This window comes from Patescibacteria group bacterium (genome assembly GCA_041662965.1).
Lineage (GTDB): Bacteria > Patescibacteriota > Patescibacteriia > Patescibacteriales > GWC2-42-12 > JACPHD01.
Genome location: JBAZRI010000001.1, coordinates 13,656 through 38,515 on the forward strand (window position 1 = coordinate 13,656; position 24,860 = coordinate 38,515).

10 protein-coding genes are annotated in these 24,860 nt (G+C 46.5%); 8 read left to right on the plus strand and 2 right to left on the minus strand.

The annotated features are described in order from the left end of the window. Positions 1-9 precede the first annotated feature (9 nt). From WC639_00010 to WC639_00025, 4 genes are all read left to right on the plus strand, one after another. Positions 10-7,137 (plus strand): peptidase G2 autoproteolytic cleavage domain-containing protein, encoded by a 7,128-nt coding sequence (locus WC639_00010; GenBank protein ID MFA6306184.1) that lies wholly within the window; start codon positions 10-12, stop codon positions 7,135-7,137. Between the two features lie 12 nt (positions 7,138-7,149). Further along, entirely contained in the window at positions 7,150-11,025 is a 3,876-nt protein-coding gene (locus WC639_00015; protein MFA6306185.1) for a LamG domain-containing protein, read from the plus strand. A 115-nt stretch (positions 11,026-11,140) separates the two neighbouring features. Then, entirely contained in the window at positions 11,141-14,245 is a 3,105-nt protein-coding gene (locus tag WC639_00020) for an FISUMP domain-containing protein (protein MFA6306186.1), read from the plus strand. A gap of 52 nt (positions 14,246-14,297) precedes the next feature. Beyond that, positions 14,298-14,951, plus strand: coding sequence for a transposase (locus WC639_00025; protein ID MFA6306187.1), 654 nt, complete (start codon positions 14,298-14,300; stop codon positions 14,949-14,951). Positions 14,952-15,647: 696 nt separating this feature from the next. Here the strand turns inward: WC639_00025 and WC639_00030 are convergent. Then, positions 15,648-16,016 (minus strand): DUF5615 family PIN-like protein, encoded by a 369-nt coding sequence (locus WC639_00030; GenBank protein ID MFA6306188.1) that lies wholly within the window; start codon positions 16,014-16,016, stop codon positions 15,648-15,650. After that, entirely contained in the window at positions 15,979-16,230 is a 252-nt protein-coding gene (locus WC639_00035; GenBank protein ID MFA6306189.1) for a DUF433 domain-containing protein, read from the minus strand. The genes WC639_00030 and WC639_00035 overlap by 38 nt, the downstream gene beginning before the upstream one ends. A 2,736-nt stretch (positions 16,231-18,966) precedes the next feature. Here WC639_00035 and WC639_00040 point away from each other — a divergent pair. The 4 genes from WC639_00040 to WC639_00055 all read left to right on the plus strand — a co-directional run bounded on the left by WC639_00040 (position 18,967) and on the right by WC639_00055 (position 24,851). Continuing rightward, positions 18,967-20,238, plus strand: coding sequence for a LamG domain-containing protein (locus WC639_00040; GenBank protein MFA6306190.1), 1,272 nt, complete (start codon positions 18,967-18,969; stop codon positions 20,236-20,238). A gap of 30 nt (positions 20,239-20,268) precedes the next feature. Further along, positions 20,269-20,523 (plus strand): GIY-YIG nuclease family protein, encoded by a 255-nt coding sequence (locus WC639_00045; protein MFA6306191.1) that lies wholly within the window; start codon positions 20,269-20,271, stop codon positions 20,521-20,523. A 192-nt stretch (positions 20,524-20,715) separates the two neighbouring features. Then, a complete protein-coding gene (locus tag WC639_00050) occupies positions 20,716-21,558 on the plus strand; it encodes a Bro-N domain-containing protein (GenBank protein ID MFA6306192.1) in 843 nt (280 codons plus the stop codon). A gap of 194 nt (positions 21,559-21,752) precedes the next feature. Beyond that, a complete protein-coding gene (locus tag WC639_00055) occupies positions 21,753-24,851 on the plus strand; it encodes a DUF2341 domain-containing protein (protein MFA6306193.1) in 3,099 nt (1,032 codons plus the stop codon). The last annotated feature ends 9 nt before the right edge of the window (positions 24,852-24,860 follow it).

Below are 24,860 nucleotides of genomic sequence, written 5' to 3' on the forward strand. Positions count from 1 at the left end.
AGCGGTCAAATGCTTGTATCTAACGGCAGCAGCGCTTTGCCGAATTTGGCGTCAGTTACTAATACGGATACGGGTTTAATCGTAACCGATACGTTAGTGGCCATAACAATTGACAATGATACGGATTTTCAAGTTAGTAATGGTGTAATGAGAATTCCGGCAACCATGAATTGGATGCCAGATTCTAGTTTGAGCATAAGTCGAGCGGCAATGGATACAATGGCTTTTAGCACCGATGGTGAGGTTATGAGATTAACTCCGAGTCGATCTGTCGGTATCGGCACGACTTCGCCTTACGCAAAACTTTCGGTCATGAATGCCTATGGCGAAAGCACGACTCCGTTGTTTACCATCGCTTCTTCCTCGACCGGAGTAGCCACTTCTACTTATTTAACGGTTTTGGCGAATGGCAATGTGGGGATTGGGACGGCGGATCCGGGGAGTTATAAATTAAATGTTGGTGGTACCACATATTTTGATGGTAATTCTTCTGTACATGGAAATTTAACAGTAAGTGCTCAAAATTTTCTGTATTTTAGCACTACAAAAACTGGCATATCAGGTAATGGCGCCAGTGATGATAGTGTTAATTACATGAATTTTATGGTTAATAACGCTACAAAGATGTATATAGCAAATACCGGCAACATCGGCATCGGCACAACCACCCCGGCCTGGAACCTGCAAATCGCATCTTCAACCAAAACCCAATTTGCTCTCTCGGATATGTCGGCCGCGGCTGACCAAAAACACTGGCTCTTATCTAGTATGGGCGGAAGTTTCTATATCTCTACTTCCTCCGACGCTCTAGCCACTTCAACCATCTCGGCTCTAACCATTAACTCCAACGGCTATATAGGCATCGCTACCACCTCGCCTTATAAGCAACTTTCGGTTAACGGCAACGCTTATGTCACCGGCACCATGCAAGTCGGTTCTTATACTTTGCCTAATACCGACGGTTCAACCGGCTATATTTTAAAGACCGACGGCTCGGGGGCGGTAAGCTGGCAGGCGGATAATTCCGGCGCGGCCGGCGGAGCCAGCGGCTGGACCTTTATCGCCAACGGCATCTACAACGCGACTTCCACCGATACGGTTATGATCGGCGGCTCAACTATTTCCAACGCGGCAAACTCCCTTGAAGTTACCGGCTCGTCTTATTTTTCCGGCAACGTCGGGATAGGCACGACCACGCCAAACTGGAATCTGCAAGTCGCGGGCACTCGGCCGTTCTTAACTCTTTCGGATATGAGCGCCGGGCTGGACGCCAAGCATTGGTTTATGTCTTCGCAAGGCGGCAATCTCTACATCGGCACTTCGTCGGACGACTTAACTTCAACTACGACTTATTTAACGGTAAGTTCTGCCGGCCAGACGACTATCGGCAATTCTGATTCGTCCGAAGCTATGCGCATTACTGCCGCCGGCAACGTCGGTATCGGCACGAGCTCTCCTTTAACCAAACTTTCCGTTCAAGGTACGGCCGGCCAGCCAATCTTAAATATCGCTTCTTCAACCGGTGCTTCCTTATTATATATAAATGAGTTTGGGAATGTGGGGATTGGGACGGCAAATCCGGGAAGTTATAAATTATATGTTAATGGGATAGGTTATTTTAACAGCAATATCTATGGTAGCTGGTTATATGGAGATAAATTTTTAGCTAACATAGGCTCTGCTGCATTACCAAGCTATTCACATAGTACAGATTCAGATACTGGAATGTTTTTACCTGATGGAAATATTATAGGTTTTTCTACTGGTAGCGCTGAGCGAATGAGAATCACTTCTTCCGGCAATGTCGGTATCGGTACGACTTCGCCATACTCTTTACTTTCTATTTCCAATTCGGTTAGCACGCCTGCTAATACGCCATTATTTACCATTGCTTCAACTACGGGCGGAACAGCAACATCTACTTTCATGACGGTTTTGGCCAATGGCAATGTCGGGATTGGGACGGCGAATCCGACGACAAAATTGGAAGTTAGCGGGGCAATAAGCGCAAGTTCCTATATCAATTCCAGTACTTTCGTCTCCGGAAATAGCGCCGTAGTTGCCGGTACATCTGGTATGTATTATTCAATATTAGCTTCAGGTAATTATGGTTTTGGCGCCGCAACTTCATTAGGAGCAAGACCTCTGACCTTGGCTTCTGGCAATGCCGCTACCTATACAGATGGTTATATTAATTTTAGTACAGCCGGGCTAGAAAGAATGAGAGTATCTTCAGACGGCAACGTCGGCATCGGCACAACCACTCCGGCCTGGAACCTGCAAATAGCTTCATCCACTAAAACTCAATTTGCTCTGTCTGATATGTCGGCGGCCGCTAACCAAAAGCATTGGGTTTTATCAAGTATGGGCGGGAGTCTATATATCGCTACCTCGTCCGACGCTTTAGCCACCTCAACTTTCACGGCTCTATCTATTAACTCTAACGGCTATATCGGAATCGGCACGACTTCGCCTTCTAAACTTCTCTCGGTTAATGGCAACGCTTATGTCACCGGCACCTTGCAAGTCGGGCCTTACACTTTACCTAATACGGACGGTTCTGACGGTCAAGTTCTAAAGACCAACGCGGCCGGAGTTTTAACCTGGTCGGCGGATAATTCAGCCGCTGGAGCTAGCGGAGTTGGCTGGGCCTCAAGCACGTTAGATACCACTTCCATCTATTTCACGGGTTCAGGTAAAGTCGGCATCGGCACAACCACGCCGAACAGTCTGTTTCATATCGCCGGCCCTACGCCGAAATTCACTTTATCCGATACTTCGGCCGGAGCGAATTTAAAGCATTGGTTTATGCAGTCGTCCGGCGGCTCGCTGTATTTCGCCACCACCTCCGACGCTTTAGTTGATTCCGGCACCAGGGCTTTAACCATAAATAGCTTAGGCTATGTCGGCATCGGCACTTCTTCGCCGCAAACCGCTTTGCATATCGGCACGGCCTCTTCAACCATGATTTCCCAATACGGCAACAGCTTAATGGTTTCCGGCGAATTAGAAGTAGCCGGCTCGGCTTATCTCGGCGCTATGGAATTTCCGACTGACGGCGGGGCTATCTCCTGGATTGATATGGCGGTTTCCGGCTCGGTGGCGACCGGCACGATTGAAAGCTATACGGCGCGGATCGGCGGCACGGATATTTTAACGGTTTACGCCGAAGCCGACGGCTATCTCGGCGGAGTTACTCCGTCTTCGTCCCGCGTCGGCATAGGCACGACTTCGCCGTTCGCCAGATTATCAATCGCCGGCGCCGGCACGGGCACGGGCTACGCTTTCGCGGTTTCGGATATCGCGAGCACCACCAGGTTCGTCATTCAGGATAACGGCTACGTCGGCATCGGCACGACTTCGCCCTCGCAAAAACTTTCCACCGACGGCTTAATGTATATCGGCGGCACCGGCACTTCCACCATTGAAAACAATCTGCACGTCAGGGGTAATCTGCAGGTCGGCCTGGGAACGATATACATTACCGGCTCCAATATTTATTCCTCGGACGGCTCCATTAACTTGTCGTCCGGCGCGGCCTCTTCAACTTTCGCCAACGGCTTAACAGTCGGCACGGATAAATTCATAGTTCAGCAGGGTTCGGGCTACGTCGGCGTAGGCACGACTTCGCCTTATCAAAAACTTTCGGTTGACGGCAACGCTTATATCAACGGCACTTTGCAGGTCGGCGCTTATACTTTACCGGCGACCGACGGCGCCAGCGGACAGGTTTTAAAAACTGACGCGGCCGGTAATTTAACCTGGTCGGCGGATAATACGGGCGGCGGCGGATTAACCGGCACGGTCGGGCAATTAGCTTATTTTTCCGGAACCGACACGGCGGCCGGCACTTCAACTTTATTTATTTCAACCGCGGGCAGAGTCGGCGCCGGCACGACCACTCCGACCGCTAAACTGGCGATCGCCGGAACCGCCGGAGTGGCCTCGGAACAATTATTTGACGTAGCTTCGTCCAGCGGCGCTTCGCTTTTCCATATTAATTCCGACGGCCGCATCGGCCTTAATACCGCCGATCCCATGGGCGTCATAGACGCGCAAATGTATGTTAGCAACGCGACTTCCACGGCTAATTTTAACGGCCTGTCATCGCCCTGGTTCGGCTTCGGCACTTATCAAAATTATCTTTTACAAACTGAAGTTTTAGCCACGACCTGGGCGGCCGTAAGCACCACCAGAACGGCTAATGACGCCGGCGATCCGCGGATGGGCGCGACCGGCGACCGGACCGGCTATGGCACGGCCGATACGGCTTATGTCAAACAGCAGATTATTAATTCAACTCAAGGGCCGTGGACTTTTTCGGTCTGGCTAAGGTCGGGCGATTTTACTAACGCTACTTCCTGCGCCATTGCTTTTGATTTTGGCACGGGCACGGCGACCACCACTATTACCAAAAATATTACGGTGGGAAAAGAATGGCAAAGATATTCCGTTTCCGGCGTGGCTACAACCACCCACTCTTGGAAAAATGTCTATGTTATTAACGGCCGGAACAATATCGGAGTCTGGGGGGCGCAATTTGAACCTAGTATTTTCGCCAGCCAGTATTCAAACGCCCAAACCACCAGCGCTTCAGCGGCTACGCCGTACTCAACAGCGCATATTAATAGCGCTTTAAATATTTCCGGAGCCATAACCGGCGGCAGTTCACTGACTATTAGCGGCGCGATTGCGAGCGTTACCACGCTCGGCCTGTCGGGAATTTTAACTCAAAGTAAAACCGCCTTAGCAAGTTCTACCGCGGTTGTGGCCGACGGCGTTGTTCTTTGGAATACCACGGCCGCGACCAGCGTTTTAGACGCCCAATGGTCGCCGCGTCTGCGCTTAATCGGCAATGTCTGGGATACGGGAGCCAGCCTTACTAGGTCAACTCACTGGATGATGCAGAACCAGACCTATACGGGCAACCCGGGAATTTCCAATCTGGCTTTCCAGTACGCCTATAACGGCACGGCCACTTCAACGCCTTTGGTTTTATCTTCTACCGGCAATATCGGCATGGGCACTTCTTCGCCCGAATACGGCTTAGACGTTTACGGCTCGGCGGCTTTCGGCCTTGGCTCGGAAGTCATGCGCATTGATTCTACCGGCAACGTGGGCATCGGCACCTCTTCGCCGTTCGCCAGATTGTCAGTCGCCGGCAACGGTTCGGGCCTAGGCTACGCTTTCGCGGTTTCGGATATCGCGAGCACCACGAGATTCGTTATCCAGGATAACGGCAACGTGGGCATCGGCACGACTTCGCCTTATGCTAAACTATCGCTCGTCGGTTCGGCTACTGATGATTCTGATATTTTCGCTGTTTCCACTTCTTCTTCAGGCGCCATCTTCCGCGTCACCGGCTACGGCAATGTTTTAGCCGACGGCACGATTACCGGCGGCGGAGCCGATTATGCCGAATATTTCCGCACTTTAGATAGCGATTTAATGCCCGGCGAAACCGTTTGCGTTGACCTCTTAGAAAATAACGCGGTTAAAAGATGCGAGCGCGGGCATGACAATAACGCCATGGGCATAGTTTCCACCAAGCCGTCAATCGTTGGTAATAATTCCAGCCAAGTTAAAGAAGATCCGGCGAGTTATGTCATAGTCGGCATGCTGGGGCAGGTTGACGCTTTCGCTTCGGCGGAAAACGGCGCGATTAATATCGGCGATTCCCTGACCTCGGCGTCAAGCACGCCCGGCTACGCTATGCGCGCCGACGGCGGCGACTCAACCATCGGCGTGGCTTTAGAGCCGTTAAATAGCGGCACGGGCAAAATTAAAGTTTTGATTTCGCGCCGCAATAAATCTCTGGCCGTAGAAGAAGTTGAAGCTCTAGTAGTAGAGCGCATCGCGGGCATGGAAATAGAAGACGAAGTGCAATTAATGATAAAACAGGCGGTTGATAATTTAGATTTAGATCCGAAAATCGCGGCCATAGCAGAGGAAGAAGCCAACAGATTAGACGCGGTTTTAACCGTCAGGCTTGATGATACTAACGGTTTAATCGCTGATTTAAGAACGCAGACGCTAGACAGCATTATGGAATTAAATACTCAAATAGCTGGAATAAATAATGAGATTCTATCGCTCCGCTTGGCTATGCTCCAGAATGACGGTCTATTGGCCAGCACGACGGCGTTAGCGGAAAAAATTAAGCTTGATGAACAGGGGAATTTAGTAATCGGAGCGTCAAAGACATCGGACGTCTCGGTGCGGATTGTTGATATTACTGAAATTACGGCTAGCTCAACTCGGACCGCTTTAGTTATCAATCAAGCCGGTTCGGGCGATATAGCCGATTTCCAGGCCGACGGCGTCAGTATTATGAATATCGCTTCGGACGGCCAGGTTAAAATAGTCGGCTCAATGCTGGTTGACGGCCGAATTATGCTCTGCACCGGCGGCAACTGTTCGGATATTTTAGATTCAGCCGTGGACGAAACCATGGCTGACTTAGGCGTTGAAGGCAAAGTCGTGGCCGGAGCTTTTGAAGGCTACTGCGACGAGGGTTTTGTCTGGATACCGGGCTCGGCCGAATACGGAACTTTACCCGGGTTCTGCGTGATGAATAATTTGGCCGGGAGCGTAGGGAATCCGATTCCTTCAGAGGAATCGGATTCCTCCGGACCGATTACGAACGTCAGCCAAGGACAGGCGCAAGCCGCCTGCCAGGCTTTAGGCGCGGGCTATCATTTAATCGGTGAAAATGAATGGCTGACTATCGCGGCCGATATTTTGCAAGTGGCGGCCAATGATTCTGACGCTAATGCCGCTGGCCTGCAACTGGCGACTTCGTCCGCTTCCTATAAATTAACCAATGGCAATATTATAAATAATCTGCCCGGGACAGGGGAATGGACTAAAGGTTTAATCAATCAAGATGATTTACCGGTTGTCGCCGGAGCGGATTGGGCCGAATACGGCGCGGTTTCTTCGTATAAGTCATTATCAATCATCCGCCCGCCGTATTATTTAACCGATGCTAATAATTACATCGGCAAGATTAAAGTCGGCGAAGACGGCAGCATGGTTAGAGGCTGTATCAGAGGAGTTAATGGAATCTATAGTTTGGATTTATCGCAGGCGCCGGAGACGCAGAGCGAGAATATAGGATTTAGGTGCGCGAAATAAAAAATTATAAGAATGAAAAAAATAGCTAAAACCAAAAAGATCAGAGACGTCCGACGTCCAGCGAGACGTCGGACGTCCCGGGTTAGCCTGGGGAAATATATAATCAGCCTGGCTGTTTTTGTTTTGGTTATTTCCGGTTTTTATTGGCTTGTTAATAAAAATTACCGCAACCCCCGAGTATTAGGCGTTATGGAGATGGTTGAGATGAAGGTGCCGGAGTGGTACTTAGACCCCTTAGTCGTTAGTCAGGGAAATAATTTTTTAAGCATCACGCCTTTAGCCGGTGAAAAAGTGCGGGTGGAAAAAATAAACAATCAATTTATCTATCGCGACGCTTATCTTAATACTGATGTTATTCAGACTGAATACCAATATAAAATTAAAGAAGAGTTAATTTTAAAGGAGCCGGGACATCCCCTGGAATTTAAATATAATTTAGGCAATATTGAAAATTATCGCGTTGAAGAAGATGAGCAAGGCAATATTATATTTTACGATAAGAAGCTGTATGAGAAAAATAATAATTCTAAAAATTTAAGCCGGATATTCACTATTTTTACTCCTTTCGTGCAGGACCAAAAACATAGGTCATTTAAGGATATTAAAGCCGTTATTAAGGAAAATATTTTAACAGTTACGATTAATGAGGATTGGATTAACCAAGCGATTTATCCCGTATTGGTTGACCCTACTATTGAGATAAACCTTTTGAATGTCCAATCCCATCCGCAAACCGGGGATAACTGGATAGTGGAATTCACCACTAAAGGACAAGCTGATTTAAAAATTATCCCCGAAGACCAGGCCACGATTGACGACGATGAATTTTTGTCTTTAAGTTGCGACGGCGAGGAAAAAACTCCTGAAATTCTGGATAAGGATATTATTTATTATCCAAGCTGGCAATGCGCCGGCGCCGGCAAAGTAATCCATCGCACTTTAAGAGCCGGTGAACATACTTTAAAATTTGAATTCGGCGATCCGGCCAAGCCGGATGAGTTAGTTACCGCCTGGGCCTCGGATATGGGCAGTGAACCTGATTTTTCCCTGGAGCCGTACAAAGACGGCACCATTATTCTAGTTAAGCCGATCGCTACCGGCGCGGGCGAAGGACGGTACGAGGCCGGAGATATTATAGAAATCCGCCCGGCTTCAAAAGGCTTAGGTATTTCCGAAAAAACAGATTATTTGGCGTTTTATTATGACGGGCCAATCAGCCAAGAATTTATTAATAAATTTACGGCTTCCGAGACTGATGAGCGGGAGACCATAGTTAAAAGAAGAGCTTACGGCATTGATATTACCAAAATTCTTTCGCCGATAGATTTAGCAAAAGCGGCAACTTTCAGGCGAGTTAAAAAAATTTATAATCTTCCTCTTGACAGCGTTATTAAAAAAAACCGAACTCAAAAATCCGTAACAGAGATGCCGAAATGGGTAGCGTTGGCAAGCAAGCTTGATAAATTTTCAAAAAGTTTAATCAAAACGGCTCGCGCCGCCGCTACGGTAATAAAGATTATTGACCCGGATAACGGCGCCGGCACGGATTATGTTTCCCTTAACGCTTGGGAAGCGCAAAACCTTAATCTTGTTACGCGCGATGAAATTCAAATTGCCAAATGCCGAACTACCGGAGGAAGCGCCGATACTACGGCTGTGAATATTACTGGCTGGACGACGAGCGCTACTCAATATATTAAGATTTGGACTGACCCGGCTGAATCATACAGGCATGGAGGCAAATGGGATGATACAAAGTATAGATTAATATTAAATGATGCTACACCATTAATCCTTTCTGTCCCTTGGGTTTATGTTGAGGGCTTACAATTTAAAAGAACTTATACTTCTGTCCAATATAGTTATGTCGTGCAAACAAATATTTATCCAAATTCCGCGGCTGATGTTTATTTAGGATATAATATTTCTGTCGCGGAAGGAGCAAATAGCAGTTTTTATTTTACTGGTAATCTTAATTTAAATGTGTATGCGTATAATTGCGTTGCTTACGGCGGAACTAGAAACGGATTTTTCGGTTATGGAGGCACCCAGTATTGCTATAATTGCACATCAACAAAACATACCGGCGCCCAAGGGTACGGTATTAGAGGCATTGATTACGTATATAATTCCATAGCGGTAGGAAATGATGGCTCTGACCTTTCCTTGGCGACTACGACTGATTATAATGCTTCTGACGACGGCGATGGAACAAACGCCCAGGTTCTTGATTCTACTAATAATTATGAAAATGAATTTGTAGATTATGTTAATGATGATTATCATTTAGTATCAGGAAGCGTAGCGGTTAATCATGGCACTAATGATCCTGGCTCGGGCTTATATTCTGATGATATAGATCTTCAGTCTCGCTCCGGAACTTGGGATATAGGAGCAGACGAGTATGTTACGTCGGCTTTCTGCGGCGATGGGAGTTGTAATAATTCAGAGACTCATGGCACTTGTCCGGCGGATTGTCCGTTAATTTCAAATACTGCCAACTCCGCTATTATCAATTCACCGCTTTCCGGCCGGTTTAAAGATTCGTCGCTGGTCGGCTATTGGAGTTTTGACGGCGCGGATATGAACTGGGCGTCGTCCACGGCCGAAGCGCTGGACCGCTCGGGCAATAATAATAACGGCAATGTCACGAATTTTGACAAAAAATCAGTTACCCCGGGCATTAACGGGCAGGGGTTGAAGTTTGACGGGAATGACGATTATGTAAGCGTTCCTCACGCAACGTCTCTTAATCCTTCTAGCGCTATTACTATTTCTTTCTGGATGTTGTCTCATGATAATGTAAGCGTTTCACAACTAAATGGCCCTATTACAAAAAATGCAAGTACTGATTATCGTATTCGTCTCACAGCTAATAATACCCTGACTTGGCTGCAGGCAGGTGGTACTATATTTACTTCTACAAATAACATATTTACTATTAATCAGTGGGCGCATATAGCGTTGGTTAGCGACTCTTCGGGAGGTATTTTTTATAAAAACGGAGTAGCTTGGGGTTCAACCGGCACTGCTTATATTTCGCCCTCAAGCAGTGAAAACCTTTTATTTTATCCAAGGTCAGTGTCTACGAACATGGATGACGTCCGTATCTACAACCGCGCTTTGTCGCCCACTGAAATTTTAGAGCAATACAACGCCGGCGCGGCGCGGATGACGGTTAATACACCTTCGGGCTCGGGCGCCGTTGGTTTATCTTCCGGGTTAGTCGGCAGTTGGACTTTTGACGGACCGGATATGAATTGGGCGTCTACTACGGCCGAAGCGCTGGACAAGAGCGGTAATAGAGATGGCGATGTTATTGGTTTTGATTATAAAGCCGCTACTCCGGGCGTTTCCGGGCAAGCGTTAAAGCTTGACGGGGCTAATGATTATATAAAAATTAATAATGCTCCGACTCTTGTTTCTCCATATTCTATCTCGCTATGGTTTTATCCGACGCAAATCAGCATAAATCAAGGCTTAGTCGCTTTTAATACTTCCGGCTACCCCTTTTTATATATGTATAATGGAAATAGAATATTGTTATCTTCGCCAAGCAGCGGGTCATTTAGAACTTTTTGCGATAAACTTTTTACAGCCAGCGATTTAAATAAATGGTGGCATCTAGTATTTATTGTAAACTCTACAACCGACGCTTCGGCATGGAAATGTTTTTTGAATAATACCGATGTCGGCTTAACCGGCAGCGATAGTTCGGGAACATACAAGGAGCCGACCTCAACTTGGACTTTAGGCACTTATTATAATAATAGCTGGTATTTACCCGGCAATCTTGACGAAGTTAATATTTATAATCGTCAATTATCAACTGATGAAATTGAGAAATTATATCAGTTAGGAAACAGAAAGATAGAATTTTCCCGATAAATAATATTGATAGATTTTATGTTGCAATAAGATGAAATAATTTATTTTGATTTGAAATTTGGCATTTTATTTGATATTGGATATTTGGATTTTAGATTTACATTTTACATTAATTATGAAAGCTAAATTAAACAATCTAAAAACTTACTTAATCGCTTTTTCCCTTGTGCTGGCTATAATCGCCGGCACCTGGCTTTATGTCGGGTCTTTAATGGAAAATCTTAATAAAATCAAGCCGGATAAAGGCTCGGCTTTTAGTTTGAGTTCGCCTAAGACTTATGATTTGCCCCTATTAATCAGGCTGGCCGATTTCGCTTTTTCCATTTCGCCCTTAGGCGCGAGCGCGGCCCAGGCCTCGGCCGAGGGCAACGTTATAAAATACCTTAACGCTTACCCTAATACCGATATCGTCCAGACCAGATATTTTAATAAAATAAAAGAAGACATAATTTTAAAAAGCCCGGGGCATCCGGAAATTTTTGAGTATCAAATTGACCTAGCGCCTTATGACTATCTAAAAGACGAGGAGGGGAATCTTATATTTTACGAAAAAGGGCACGCGAACGACGAGGCTTATCGCCGTTTCGCTATTCCGGCGCCGTTTATGATTGACGCGGATGGAAAAAAGAGCTCTACCGCGGAAGTCAGTTTTGAATTAAAAGACGATGGAATATTAACTTTAATACCGAGCGACGGCTGGCTAAAACAGGCGAAATATCCGGTGATTTTAGATCCGACCGTGGAGATAACGGTTTTGAATGTTCATTCCAGCCCGGACCAGGGCGAGAACTGGATCGTTAATTTCACGACCCAAGGCACGGCAGATTTAAAAATCATTCCCAATGATCAGGCGACTATAGACGACGATGAATTCGTCTCGCTGTCATGCAACGGCGAAACCAGAACGCCGCAAATTCTGGAAGGCGACGTTATTTTTTATCCGAATTGGCAGTGCTCGGCAACGGCAACGGTTATTCACTATACTAAAAAAGCCGGCAACCATATTTTAAGATTTGAGTTCGGCGGGCAGGTAGCTTATGCGTATAATCAAGCGGCTTCTACCATAGTTTTTAGGAGTGAAAAACTTCCGCCTTGCAACGCGGATATTGCCTGCGGATCATATTGCACTTTCGGCGGTTTAGTCTACGGTACGGTTTTGGCTGAAGACGGAGAATGCTGGATGGACCGCAACCTCGGCGCTTCGCGCGTGGCTACGGCTTATAATGATGATCAGTCTTATGGCTATTATTACCAGTGGGGCAGAGGCTCGGACGGGCATCAAGTCGTCAGCCCGCAGATGAGCAGTACAACCCCGGTTAACAGTTCAACCGATACTCCGGGCCATAATCTTTTTATTTTAGAGCCAGATAGCCCTTACGACTGGCGCGATCCGCAAAACGACAACCTCTGGGGCGACGCGAATAAAACCAATAATCCCTGCCCGACCGGTTGGCATGTGCCGACTGGCGGAGCAACAGGGGAATGGGATGCAGTCATAGACGCTTTAGGCCTTACCGGTTGTTCTACTAATTGTCTCGTACGCATAGCTACCTCAACTTTAAAAATTTCAGCCACCGGCTGGCGCCAAAATAACGGCGTGTTCGCCGGTCGAAATACGGGCGGCTACCACTGGTCAAGTTCTCCTAATCTTACTAGCGCCTATCACCTGATCTCCACCGATTCTTCAATTGTCGATCCTGCGGTCGCCGTCAATCGCGCCTCCGGCTTGCCCGTCCGTTGTATTAAGGACGACGCTAGTAGCGGCACGATTATGAGCGGTCCGGCTACGTCCGGCGCGGTTAAGCCGATAGTTTTTAGGAGTGAAAAACTTCCGCCTTGCAACGCGGATATTGCCTGCGGGTCGTCCTGCACTTTCGGCGGCATAGTCTACGGTTCGGTTTTGGCCGAAGACGGGGAATGCTGGATGGACCGCAACCTCGGCGCCGAGCGAGTCGCTACCGCTTATAACGACGATAAATCTTACGGCTATTATTACCAGTGGGGCCGAGGCTCGGACGGGCATCAAATCGTTAGTCCGCGGATGAGCGGTACGACTTCTACTAACAGTTCTACCGACGTACCCGGCCACAGCCTTTTTATTACGGAATCCAGTAGTCCTTACGATTGGCGCGTTCCGCAGAACGACAATCTCTGGGGCGACGTAAATAAAACCAACAATCCCTGCCCGAACGGCTGGCATATCCCTTTGCAAACCGAGTGGGACACGGCTATGATAAATATAGGAATGAAAACTTGTACTACTAATTGCTTGGTTGGTATGGCTACTTCTACTTTAAAACTTTCTGCCGCCGGCTACCGCGTCTTCAGTACCGGCGCGTTCTTCGATCGGGGCGTGTACGGCTACTACTGGTCAAGTTCCCCGTACTCTACCAACGCCTACAACCTGTTCTTCTACTCCACGTACGTCAATCCCGCGGACAATTCCCTCCGTGCCTCCGGATTCTCTCTCCGTTGCCTTAAAGACGACCCCAATAGCGGCACGATTACGAGCGGCACTATAACTAGTGGTCCGACTAAGCCGATAATTTTCCGCGCGCCGGTTATGCAAACTTGCTCGGCTTCTACGGCTTGCGGAACCGAGTGCAGTTTCGGCGGCTTAGTCTACGGCTCGGTGGACGTCAGCGGCCAATGTTTTATGGACCGTAATCTCGGCGCGGATAGAGTCGCGACCGCCTATAACGACACCTTCTCTTACGGCTATTATTACCAATGGGGACGAGCTTCCGACGGGCATCAGATTGTCAGTCCGCAAATGAGCCCTGTCACCTTCGTCGGCAGTAACGGCGACGTTCCCGGCCATGCAAACTTTATCGCTACCACCACTTCTCCTTACGATTGGCGTTATCCGCAGAATAATAATCTCTGGGGCGACGCGAATAAAACCAATAACCCCTGCCCGTCCGGCTGGCATATCCCTTTGCAAGCCGAGTGGGACACGGCTATGATAAATATAGGCATGAAAACTTGCACTACTAATTGCCTGGTTGGTATGGCCACCTCAACTTTAAAAATTTCCGCCGCCGGCAACCGTAGATTCAATACCGGCGCGTTATCCGATCGGGGCGCGTACGGCGACTACTGGTCCGGTTCTCCGTACTCTACCTACGCCTACAACCTGGACTTCGGTTCTACGTACGTCAGTCCCGCGAACTACTACTCCCGCGCTTACGGCCTTACCGCTCGTTGCCTTAAGGATTAGAATTTAGGAATCCGATTCCTCTTAAGGAATCGGATTCCCCACAAGAAACTATATGTTCAATAGCGATTACTACTATCATATTTACAATCGCGGCGTAGAAAAACGCCGGGTATTTTTAGATAAAAGCGATTATCAAAGATTTTTATTAAGCCTGGAAGAATTCAACCGCCTTGAGCCGGTTGGAAGTTTATATGATTTGGGTAAAAGGAATAAAAGGAATTCGATTCCGAATAAAAGGAATTCGATTCCTTTAAAGGAATCGAATTCCTCTAATTCCTCTGCGCCATTAGTTGATGTTATCTGTTATTGTTTAAATCCAAACCACTTTCATTTATTAGTTAAGCAAAAAATTGAAAGCGGCATATCCAAATTTATACATAAGCTTAGCCTAGGCTACACAAATTATTTTAACAATAAATATTCCCGTTCCGGCGCTTTGTTTCAAGGCAAATATAAGCGCAAAGAAATTAAAACCGAAGGCGGTTTGCTAAAATTATCCGTTTACATAAATTGCAACGCGGAAATCCATGGGATTGATAAAAAAGAAAATTGGCCTTGGTCAAGCTATAAGAGTTTTCTAAAAGGGAATCCTCTGACGAGGAATCGGATTCCCCTAAGGGAATCCGATTCCTTTTCCTTTCTTTGCGAACAGCTATTGCCGGAGATTAAGCAGATTAAAAATTTAGAAAAGTATGGTTTGGAATAAATTAAAAAAACTGAAAAAATTATTAAAATCTAAAAAGGCTATTATTATCATAGTAGTTGTTTTGGCGTTTTTCGCCGTCGGGCAGGCGGCTTTAGGGCAGAGGATAAGCCTGCCGGCCTGGCTGTATGACAGTTTTCAGGCCTTCGTCAGGCGCGACCCGAATTTTTCCCTAGAGCCGTATAAAAACGGCACGATTATTTTAGTTAAGCCGATCGCCACGGGCGCGGGCGCAGGCCGGTACGAAGCCGGAGATATCGTGGAAATTCGCGACGGCTCCCTGCCTTTAGGCGCGGAAGAGCGGACACAGCTTCTGCCCCTATATTACGCGGGCAAATTAACCGAAGAAATAAAACAGAAATTAATGGAACCCGCCTACGCCAAGGCTTCGGCGGGCAAGCCGGAATACAAAATGACCAATGACCAAATCCCAATGACCAATGAAATCCCAAATCCCAATGACAAAAAAGAGAAGGATAGTAAACAAATGCTAAAGCGGCGGCAATTCGGCGTGGATTATGCCAAAGTTTTAAGCAATAGGGAAATAATAAAAGCCAGGCAGTTTGAAAAATTAGACCGCCTGCCGGAAATTGATTTAACGGATATTATTGATAAGCAGAGCGGAGTGTCAATAGAAATTAGAACAAACAAAAAATCCGCCTCAAAAAATGAAGCGGAGATAGCGTTTAATAAGCAAATTTATTTTGATTTTCCCGGCAAAGATATTTTCCAGCAGTTAGATTCCAAAATAATTAATTTTCCGGAAAATTTTGGGGCCGGCAATTCTTTAAGCAGCTTAGCGAAAGAAGCCAATAATAATTCAGCATCATGCTGGGGCAGGCGGAGCCAAACAACTGAAAAAATCCGTGAATTAGTTAATTCGCAGAAATCGGAATCGTTAGTAACAAAAACCCGTTTTTCTTTAAGAGAAAGTGAAGATAAAAATTTATCAGAGGAGCCTCTGGGAGATTTTTTTACGTCAAAACTCTGTGAATGCAGTAATTTAAAAAGTTCCGAGCGTACATTTTCATCAAGCAGAAACTTGAGCCTGGGTATTGATAATGACATAATTTTCTTGGGTCAAAGTGGAAGCGTAGGCCAGGGCGGCCGCGATATGTTTTTTAGTGAGCGAGGGGAAAGCGCGCAAAATGTTAGCGGTGGCGGCGCCGGACGAGAGCATATCCAAAACCTGCCAAACCATAACTCTGGTTCCGCTGAAAGTAGGCTTGCCGTGGCAAATATTCGGATCGGCCACGATGTGATTATTAATGATAATTTTCATAAAAATAAATTTAATAATTATAATAGCTATTATAGCAAAAATGCCGGAAAATTGTCAACCACGTTTAGAGATAAATCTTTAACGGGGTCAAACAACTTTTCTGTCATTCCAGCCTCCTCTGTCATTGCGAGGAGCGAAGCTAAAAAAAGTCTGTCATTGCGAGCCTCGTACTCGGGGCGAAGCAATCTCTGGTTAAAATCGCCGTTCGTGAGATTGCTTCGGTCGCTGGCGCTCCCTCGCAATGACAAAAAGGAGACGGTGCTAGCGAGTGACAATAGCGCGGTTAACCTGCCTCCGAGCGTGATTTTTTATGAAAAAATTAAAAAAAGTTTGGCTACGCTGGCTCGCTCGGCTATCCCGGCCGCTTTCGCCGACAACCCGACTGAATCGGTTAAAATCGTTGATCCGGGCGCGGGCACGGGCTTTGATTATTTGTCTTTAAACGCCTGGGAAGCGGCGCAACAGGCGGATTTAACTTCCACCAACCAAATCGCTATCGCTAAATGCCGTTCTACCGGCGGCAAGGCGGATACCACGGCCGTGACGGTTGACGGCTGGACGACCGACTCTACTCGCTACGTTAAAATTTGGACCGATCCGAATGAAAGTTTTCGGCATTCAGGGAAATGGGATGAGACGAAATATAGTTTGCAATATACCACTAATAATTTTATTAGGATTTATGAAGATTATGTTTGGCTTGATGGTTTGCAAATTAAATTAACAGCTGCCTCGGGTTTTATTCGTGCCATATATATTACGGCGCAAACTGCTGCGGCCAATAAAATTAAAATGAGTAATAATATTATTTGGGGCGTTAACAGTGGTTCCGGTTATTTATACGGAATTAATCAAGATAGTGTAGATGATAATTCAGATATATGGAACAATGTTATATACGGTTTTAATAGTAGCGTCGTCATAAGTGGTATTGGTTATGTTTATAACAATACTGTTTTTAATGGCGCTTATGGAATAATGAACTACGGAACTACGATCGCTAAAAATAACCTTGTCGCCAGCACGACCGATCCTTATTCCGGCTCTTTTGCCGTTGGCACGGATTATAACGCGACCGATATTAATGACGCTATCGGGCAGGGAAGTAATAACAGAGTTTCCCAAACTTTTCTCTTTGCCGATTCGGCCAACGCGGATTATCGTTTGGCTTCGGGCGACACCGGCGCTTTGGGCTGGGGCGTGAATCTAAGCGCCGACTCTAGTTTAGCTTTTACTACCGATATAGAAGGTCAATCCCGCATGGCTAGTTCAACGGCTTTTGACATCGGCGCGGACCAGTTCGCGGCTACTCATATATATAGAAGCGTTGGGCCGGGGAAAACCACGGCTTTTGACATCGGCGCGTCTAACGCTATGACTATTACCGGGTCGTCCGCGACTTTCGCGGCCGCTCTGCCGGCGAACGTGGGCGTGGGCGACGTTATCCAGTACGCCACTACCACGGGCGCGACGGTTAATTCTTTAGCTTTCATTTCGGGCCGTTCTTCGCCGACCTCTTTTACGGTGCAAGACGTCTCCGGCCATATTGCCAGCTCAACTTCCGCCAACACCGGCTGGTCGCTTTTCCGGGCGTATACCTCTTTATCTTTAGCCGAAGCCGGCACGGAAAACACGGGCATAGCTTCGGGTTTAAGAAATTTTGATACTTGGAGCGGTGGAAAAAATTTAGCCAGTTCCACCGAAGTCTGGAATATCGCGGCGTACGGCGATGCGGCGGATACGACCGCTGTGTCTGTTTCTGGCTGGACGACAACAGCCAGTAATTATATAAAAATTTACACGCCGTATCTGCCGTCGGAAGTCGGAGTAAGTCAGAGGCATAAGGGGAAGTGGGATAATACAAAATATAGATTAGAGGCAGGCGCATCTACAGCGATGGTTAAGGCTTCGGTGGGCTATATTAGATTAGAAGGCCTTCAACTTAAAATCATTACCGCTTCAGACTATAGATCAGCTATTTCACACGAATCTGTTGCAGGAGATATGTATATCGATTCTAATATTATAGTAGGTGAAATTACGGGTAGCTCTGTCAGAGCCATCCTTTTAGCTATTGGAAATAACTATGTTAATAATAATATTATTTATGGTAATTTTAGTAGTTTTGGTATTGGTGATTATAATAATCCGAGCAATATCTATGCCTATAATAATACAATTTATGGTATTGCTGGAGATGCTTTTAGGCCAAGTGATAGCATATTCGTTGCCAAAAATAATATCGCTTACGATAACGATACCGACTATTTGGGCACTTTCGATTCTTCCTCCACCAACAATCTTTCCAAAGACGCGACTGCGCCGGCTTATGGAACTTATTATAGAAATAAAAAAGTTAATTTTGTTAATACGGCTTCTACTACGGCGCCGGACTTGCATCTTTTAGCTTCTGACGTTTGGGCGCGCGATATGGGCGCGGATTTATCCGGCGACGCGAATTTATCTTTTAACACGGATATTGACGGCGGACCGCGGCCGGCCGGACGAGCCTTTGATATCGGCGCGGACGAAATGGCCGGCGCAACGCAGATCAACTCGCCGCTTTCCGGGCGGTTTAAGGATTCGTCGCTGGTCGGCTATTGGAGTTTTGACGGAGCGGATATGAACTGGGCATCAACGACCGCCGAAGCGTTAGATTTAAGCGGCAATAATAATCATGGCAATGTGACTAATTTTGACAAAAAATCCGTTACGCCGGGCATTAATGGGCAGGGGATGAAGTTTGATGGGGTGGATGATTATGTGGACACAGGAACTCCAGCCGTTTTAAATTTTGGGGTAAATAGTCCTTGGACTTTTTCAACTTGGATAAATCCGGTTAGTGCGCCTTATCCTAATTATTTTAATTATCGTTTTGTTGGTCCGGGCGGATCAGGAGGAGCATATTTAGATATTGCCAATCTTAATCATAAATTTATATATAGAGAGGGAGGCGGTTCTTATACCGAGTATAGTTTTTCAAATGAAAGTGCGGCAGATATTTTTGATAAATGGACACACCTGTCTTTTGTTGCAGATGGTGCTGGAAACATAGCTTTATATAAAAACGGAGCCTATATTGAAACAATTACTGGGCTAGTAAGAACTGATTTTAGGCCATATAAATTAGGGGAGGGCTATACTGGTAAGCCATTAAAAGGTTCTCTTGACGACGTCCGCGTCTACAACCGCGCTCTTTCCGCCGGTGAAATCAGCGAGCAATATAAAGCCGGCGCGGCGAGAATGAAAGCCAATGCGCCGACCGGAGCTTCCGGAGGACTGTCCTCCGCGAGTGGGTTAGTCGGCTACTGGAGTTTTAACGGCGCGGATATGAGCTGGGCATCTACTACGGCCGAAGCGCTAGACCGTTCGGGCAATAGCAATAATGGTAATGTGACTAATTTTAATAATAAATCCGTTACCCCGGGTATTTCCGGGCAGGCGTTGAAGTTTGATGGGAGTGATGATTATATAAATATTCCTGATAATGGGACAATTTTGGATTTTGCCAGTACCAGCCCATATACTTGGTCAAGCTGGATAAAAAATGCCAGCACAACTTCAGGTACTTCGTGTTTTATTTCCAAAGATATTTGTAGTAATAAAGCCTTTGGATTCAATCTCTGTTTAAATCAGACCGGAAGCACTGCTGATGTTGTTGTCTGTGACTTCGCTGCCCCAGGTTGCAATTGGCAGTGTTCTTCCGGACTAAGTTTGGGGTTATCCTCTAATACATGGGTTCATGTGGTTATTACATATAATGGCGCTTCGGGCTGGGGCACTTATGTCAATGGTGTTTATAAGGGAGACCAAACGTTATTCGTAAATTCCGATACAACTGCCAGTTACTATATCGGATCAGGAAATTCATCTGGCTTATCGCAGTCTCCGGGAAGATTTTTCTCCGGCCAAATTGACGATGTCCGCATTTTTAATCGCGCGTTGACGGCGAGCGAAATTTCACAATTGTATAATTCAGGCGGGCGAAAGGCGGAAGTGACCCCGTGAAATAAATTTTAAATTTTTATTTTAAAAAATATGTATTATACATATATTCTGCAAAGCAAGAAAGATAAAAATTTTTATACTGGTTTTACAAAAAATTTAAAATTAAGATTTGAGCAACATCAGAAAGGATTAGTTGAGTCGACAAAATTTAGACGGCCATTTGAGCTGGTTTATTATGAGGCTTGCTTTAATCAAGAAGATGCTACTCATCGTGAGAAATATTTAAAAACCGCTTATGGGAAAAGATATTTGAAAAATAGGCTCAAATCTTATTTCACGGGGTGAGGCAATAGAAAAATCCCTGTCATTGCGAGCCTGCCTGCCGGCAGGCAGGGAGCCAGCAGGCGACGAAGCAATCTCACTGACAATTTTACAGAATAAACCTTTAGGAATCCGATTCCTTCGGAGGAATCGGATTCCTTCGGCCGCATACGGCCTTCTCGTAATGACAAAGAGTAATGACAATAAGAAATATTTATGAAAAAAAATAAAAAAATAGCGATTTTTGAAGGCAAGAGAATAAGAAAAACCATCCATAATAATGAATGGTGGTTTTCGGTAGTTGATGTGGTTGAAGCATTAACCGATAGCGTAAATCCGAATGATTATTGGTATAAGATGAAAATTCGGGTAAAAAGCGAAGATGGCATTGAACTATCGACAATTTGTCGACAGTTGAAAATGGAAGCTCCGGACGGGAAAATGCGTGAAACCGATTGTGCCAATACCGAAGGGATTTTCAGGATAATCCAATCAATTCCTTCGCCTAAAGCCGAACCGTTTAAAAGATGGCTGGCAAAAGTCGGTTATGAGCGAGTGCAGGAAATAGAAGATCCGGAATTAGCAACCAAGAGAACGGTGGCAATATATAAAGCTAAGGGTTATCCGGAAGATTGGATAGATAAAAGAATGCGCGGAATAGCGGTGCGGCAAACATTAACCAACGAATGGCAAGGCCGAGGAATAAAAGAAAAAACAGAATACGAAATTTTGACCGCGGAAATTTCTAAGGCCGCTTTCGGCATGACGCCAGGCGAGTATAAAAAATTAAAAGGCTTGGCGCGGGAAAATCTGCGCGACCATATGGATGACATGGAGCTGATTTTAACCATGCTGGGCGAAGCCACGACTACCAGATTCACCAGAGACAGGGATTCAAGAGGCTTTAAGCCGTTAAAAAAAGACGCCCGCGACGGCGGGGCAGTAGCCGGACGGACGAGAATTGACATAGAAAAGCGATCAGGCAAAAAAATTGTTTCGGGAAAAAATTTTTTACCGAATAATAAAAACAGCCGTATAATTCAGGCGGGTGAAGGTTAGGCAATAGATAAAATTTCCGTCATTGCGAGCGTAGCGAAGCCTGCCTGCCGGCAGGCAGGCAATCTCACGGACAATTTTACAGAATAAACCTTAATCGCAGGAACAATCTATAAATGTTTTAGGAATCCGATTCCTTCGGAGGAATCGGATTCCTTCCGCCGCATACGGCCTTCTCGCAATGACAAATAATTAGTATGAAAAAAACAGTTAAAACCAAAAAGATCAGAGACGTCCGACGTCCCGCGAGACGGCGGACGTCCCGGGTAAACCTGGGAAAATATATAATCAGCCTGGCTGTTTTCGCCTTGGTTATTTCCGGTTTTTATTGGTTTTTCAACCGCGATGACCGCGACCCTAAAGTTTTAGGCGTAGCGGAAGAAATGATTAAAATGGACGTGCCGGAGTGGTATTTAGATCCCTTAGTCGTCAGCCAAGGGAATAATTTTTTAAGCATTACGCCTTTGGCCGGTAAAAAAGTTCAGGTGGAAAACGCCGGCGAAAAGCATATTTACCGCGACGCCTATCTCAATACCGACGTCGCTCATACCGAATATAGCTTTAAGATTAAGGAAGAGATGATTTTTAAGCGGCCGGGACATCCGATTAAATTTCAATACCGCATCGGCAATATAGATAAATATTATGTGGAAAAAGATAAGGGCAACTTGATTTTTTATAATAAGGAATCATACGGTGAACAGCCGGGTGCCAAAGAACTAAGCCGAGTTTTCACGATTCCCGCCCCGTTCGTTGAAGATAGCCGGCATTATCGGCGGTTTGACGTCTTAGACATGGAGGTTGAGGGCGATTTATTAATCATCTCCGTGCGCGAAGATTATTTTAAAGACGCCAAATACCCGATTACCCTAGACCCGACCGTAGAAATTAATATTTTAAACCTTTATTCCCATCCGCAACAAGGCGATAATTGGGAAGTGGAATTCACTACCAAGGGCCAAGCTGATTTAAAAATTATCCCCGAAGATCAGGCGACGATTGCTGATGATGAATTCACGAGTTTAGCTTGCGACGGCGAGGAAAAAATTCCGGAAATTTTAACCGGTGATATTATTTATTATAAAAACTGGCAATGCGCCGGCACGGGCAAAGTAATCCACCGGACTTTAAAAGCCGATAAGCATACTTTAAGGTTTGAGTTCGGCGATCCGGCCAATCCCGATGATCTGATTACGGTCTGGGCGTATAATTCAGGCGAATCTTGGTATAACGCTAATTGGGGCTATCGAATTAAAATTACGGTTGCTAATACCGAAGTTGACGCGGATCTAACCGATTTTCCCATTTATGTTAATTTAGACGACTTGCCGGACGATACTTTTTGGGCGCATGTAAAAACCGCTTGCGCGGATGTTAGAATTACCAAAGCGGACGGCCTGGTTGAACTGCCCAGAGAAATCGTCGCCTGCGACACGAGCGCGAAAACCGGAGAAATGCATTTTCAAGCCGATGCTCTAGCTAATTCAACCGATACGGATTTTTATATTTATTACGGCAATGCCAGCGCCGCCGAGCCGGCGGCCGATAGCGATTACGGCTCGCAGGCGGTTTGGGACGATGGCGGCAGCGGTTATTACCAAGGGGTTTGGCATCTGCCCAACGGAACATCTTTAACCGCCAATGATTCAACCAGCAACGCGAAAAACGGAACCATAACCGGATCAGCGGCAATAGCCGGGCAAATGGACGGAGGCGCTAATTTTCCAAATTCTACAGATAGAATAACTATCTCCAGCATTTCTCTGGCCAGCGGAGTATACACTATCAGCACCTGGTTTAAAACGCCCTTTCCGACAACCAATTATACCACGCTGACCAGAGGAAATAATGATCACCAAGTTTTAACGCAAGTAACCACCAGATTGCTCGGAGCCTATGATAACGCCGGCGGGACTAATTTTCACAGTTCGGGTTTTGACGTCAGTACGCTTAGCAACGGCTGGCATTATTTAACAGCGGAAACTTCGGGCACAAATACCGTCTTTTATATTGACGGCGGTTCGGTGGGAACGGCCGATTGGCGTTCAACCGCGGATATAATTTCTTTAGGAAATTATCAGGGAGGCGGCCAGCAATGGGGCTATACCGATGAATTAAGAATTTCTACCGGCATCGCCCGCGCCACCGGCTGGATTACCACCGAATATAATAACCAGAGTTCGCCGGCAACCTTTTATAATCTTACCGCGGAAGAAGCTTCCGGCATTGAGCCGCCGCCGGCGACCGAAAGCCCCTTAGGCTACCGCAAATCGCATACTATCAACGCGGCCGCTGGCGCGGGCACTGATTATCAAGTAAAGATAACCGCTTATTACGGCTCGGGCACGGATAGCGCGGGAAATGTTTATCTTAGCGGCCACGGCCGGACGGATTTCGCGGACGTTAGATTTTACGCCAGCGACGGCACGACCGCCCTGGACTACTGGACGCAATTAATAACCGACAGCGAAAGCGCGATTTTTTGGGTGAAAGTGGCGGCCGATTTAAGCACAGTCAGCCAGAATATCTATATTTATTATGGCAACGAAAGCAATACCACCACTACTTCCAATGGCCCAAATACTTTTTTGTTTTTTGATGATTTCAGCGGATCCGCGGTTGACGCCACGAAGTGGGACGAAGTAAATACCGGCGCCGGAACCGTTAACGTCAGCGGAGGGTCAGTTACGATCAACTCGGGCGGAGATTGGTGGGGCACGGCCGATACTTCCCGCTACTTAGTTTCAAAATCAAGCATGGGAACGAGCTATGCTACCGAAGCTTATGTCAAGCAAGACGGGACTTTAGACGGATACAATCGTTTTTACGGCGTGCGTTCAGGCTCGGCGACGAACGCCAAAACATTCGTGCTTTTAGGCGACGGCAACCATTCTCATATAACTAACGTTTATAGGGATACGGCCGGCGGTTCGGCCAATTGGTATGGCGAAGATTCGGGCGTGGCCGATCCCGGAGTGAATAAAATCGCGCGCTTTGAAGTAATCGGCGATACGGTGAACGCCTACTATAATAATTCTTTAGCCAATGCCAGAACCGTCTCCGGCTGGGATTTAGGCTATATTGGCCTGACCGACACCAACAATGCCTCTTACGGAGCCGAGTTTGACTGGGTGTTTGCCCGTAAATTCATAGCTACCGAACCGGCGCATGGCGCTTGGGGGGAAGAAGAAGCGCTTAGCGTGCCGACTCCGCCCAACCCCCAGGGCGTAAGCGTCCAAGCCGATACGGTTTTTAAAGCCAATATGATTTTTAAAGCCGGGGAGCCGGTAGAGTAATAAGTTTTC

Excerpts from the sequence above, each read along its gene's own strand:
- WC639_00030 (MFA6306188.1), bottom strand. The coding sequence starts at position 16,016 with ATGTCATTATCAATACCCAGGCTCAAGTTTCTGCTTGATGAAAATGTA.
- WC639_00045 (MFA6306191.1), top strand. The coding sequence starts at position 20,269 with ATGTATTATACATATATTCTGCAAAGCAAGAAAGATAAAAATTTTTAT.
- WC639_00020 (MFA6306186.1), top strand. The coding sequence starts at position 11,141 with ATGAAAGCTAAATTAAACAATCTAAAAACTTACTTAATCGCTTTTTCC.
- WC639_00055 (MFA6306193.1), top strand. The coding sequence starts at position 21,753 with ATGAAAAAAACAGTTAAAACCAAAAAGATCAGAGACGTCCGACGTCCC.
- WC639_00025 (MFA6306187.1), top strand. The coding sequence starts at position 14,298 with ATGTTCAATAGCGATTACTACTATCATATTTACAATCGCGGCGTAGAA.
- WC639_00050 (MFA6306192.1), top strand. The coding sequence starts at position 20,716 with ATGAAAAAAAATAAAAAAATAGCGATTTTTGAAGGCAAGAGAATAAGA.
- WC639_00040 (MFA6306190.1), top strand. The coding sequence starts at position 18,967 with ATGAAGTTTGATGGGGTGGATGATTATGTGGACACAGGAACTCCAGCC.
- WC639_00010 (MFA6306184.1), top strand. The coding sequence starts at position 10 with ATGCTTGTATCTAACGGCAGCAGCGCTTTGCCGAATTTGGCGTCAGTT.
- WC639_00035 (MFA6306189.1), bottom strand. The coding sequence starts at position 16,230 with ATGAAAATTATCATTAATAATCACATCGTGGCCGATCCGAATATTTGC.
- WC639_00015 (MFA6306185.1), top strand. The coding sequence starts at position 7,150 with ATGAAAAAAATAGCTAAAACCAAAAAGATCAGAGACGTCCGACGTCCA.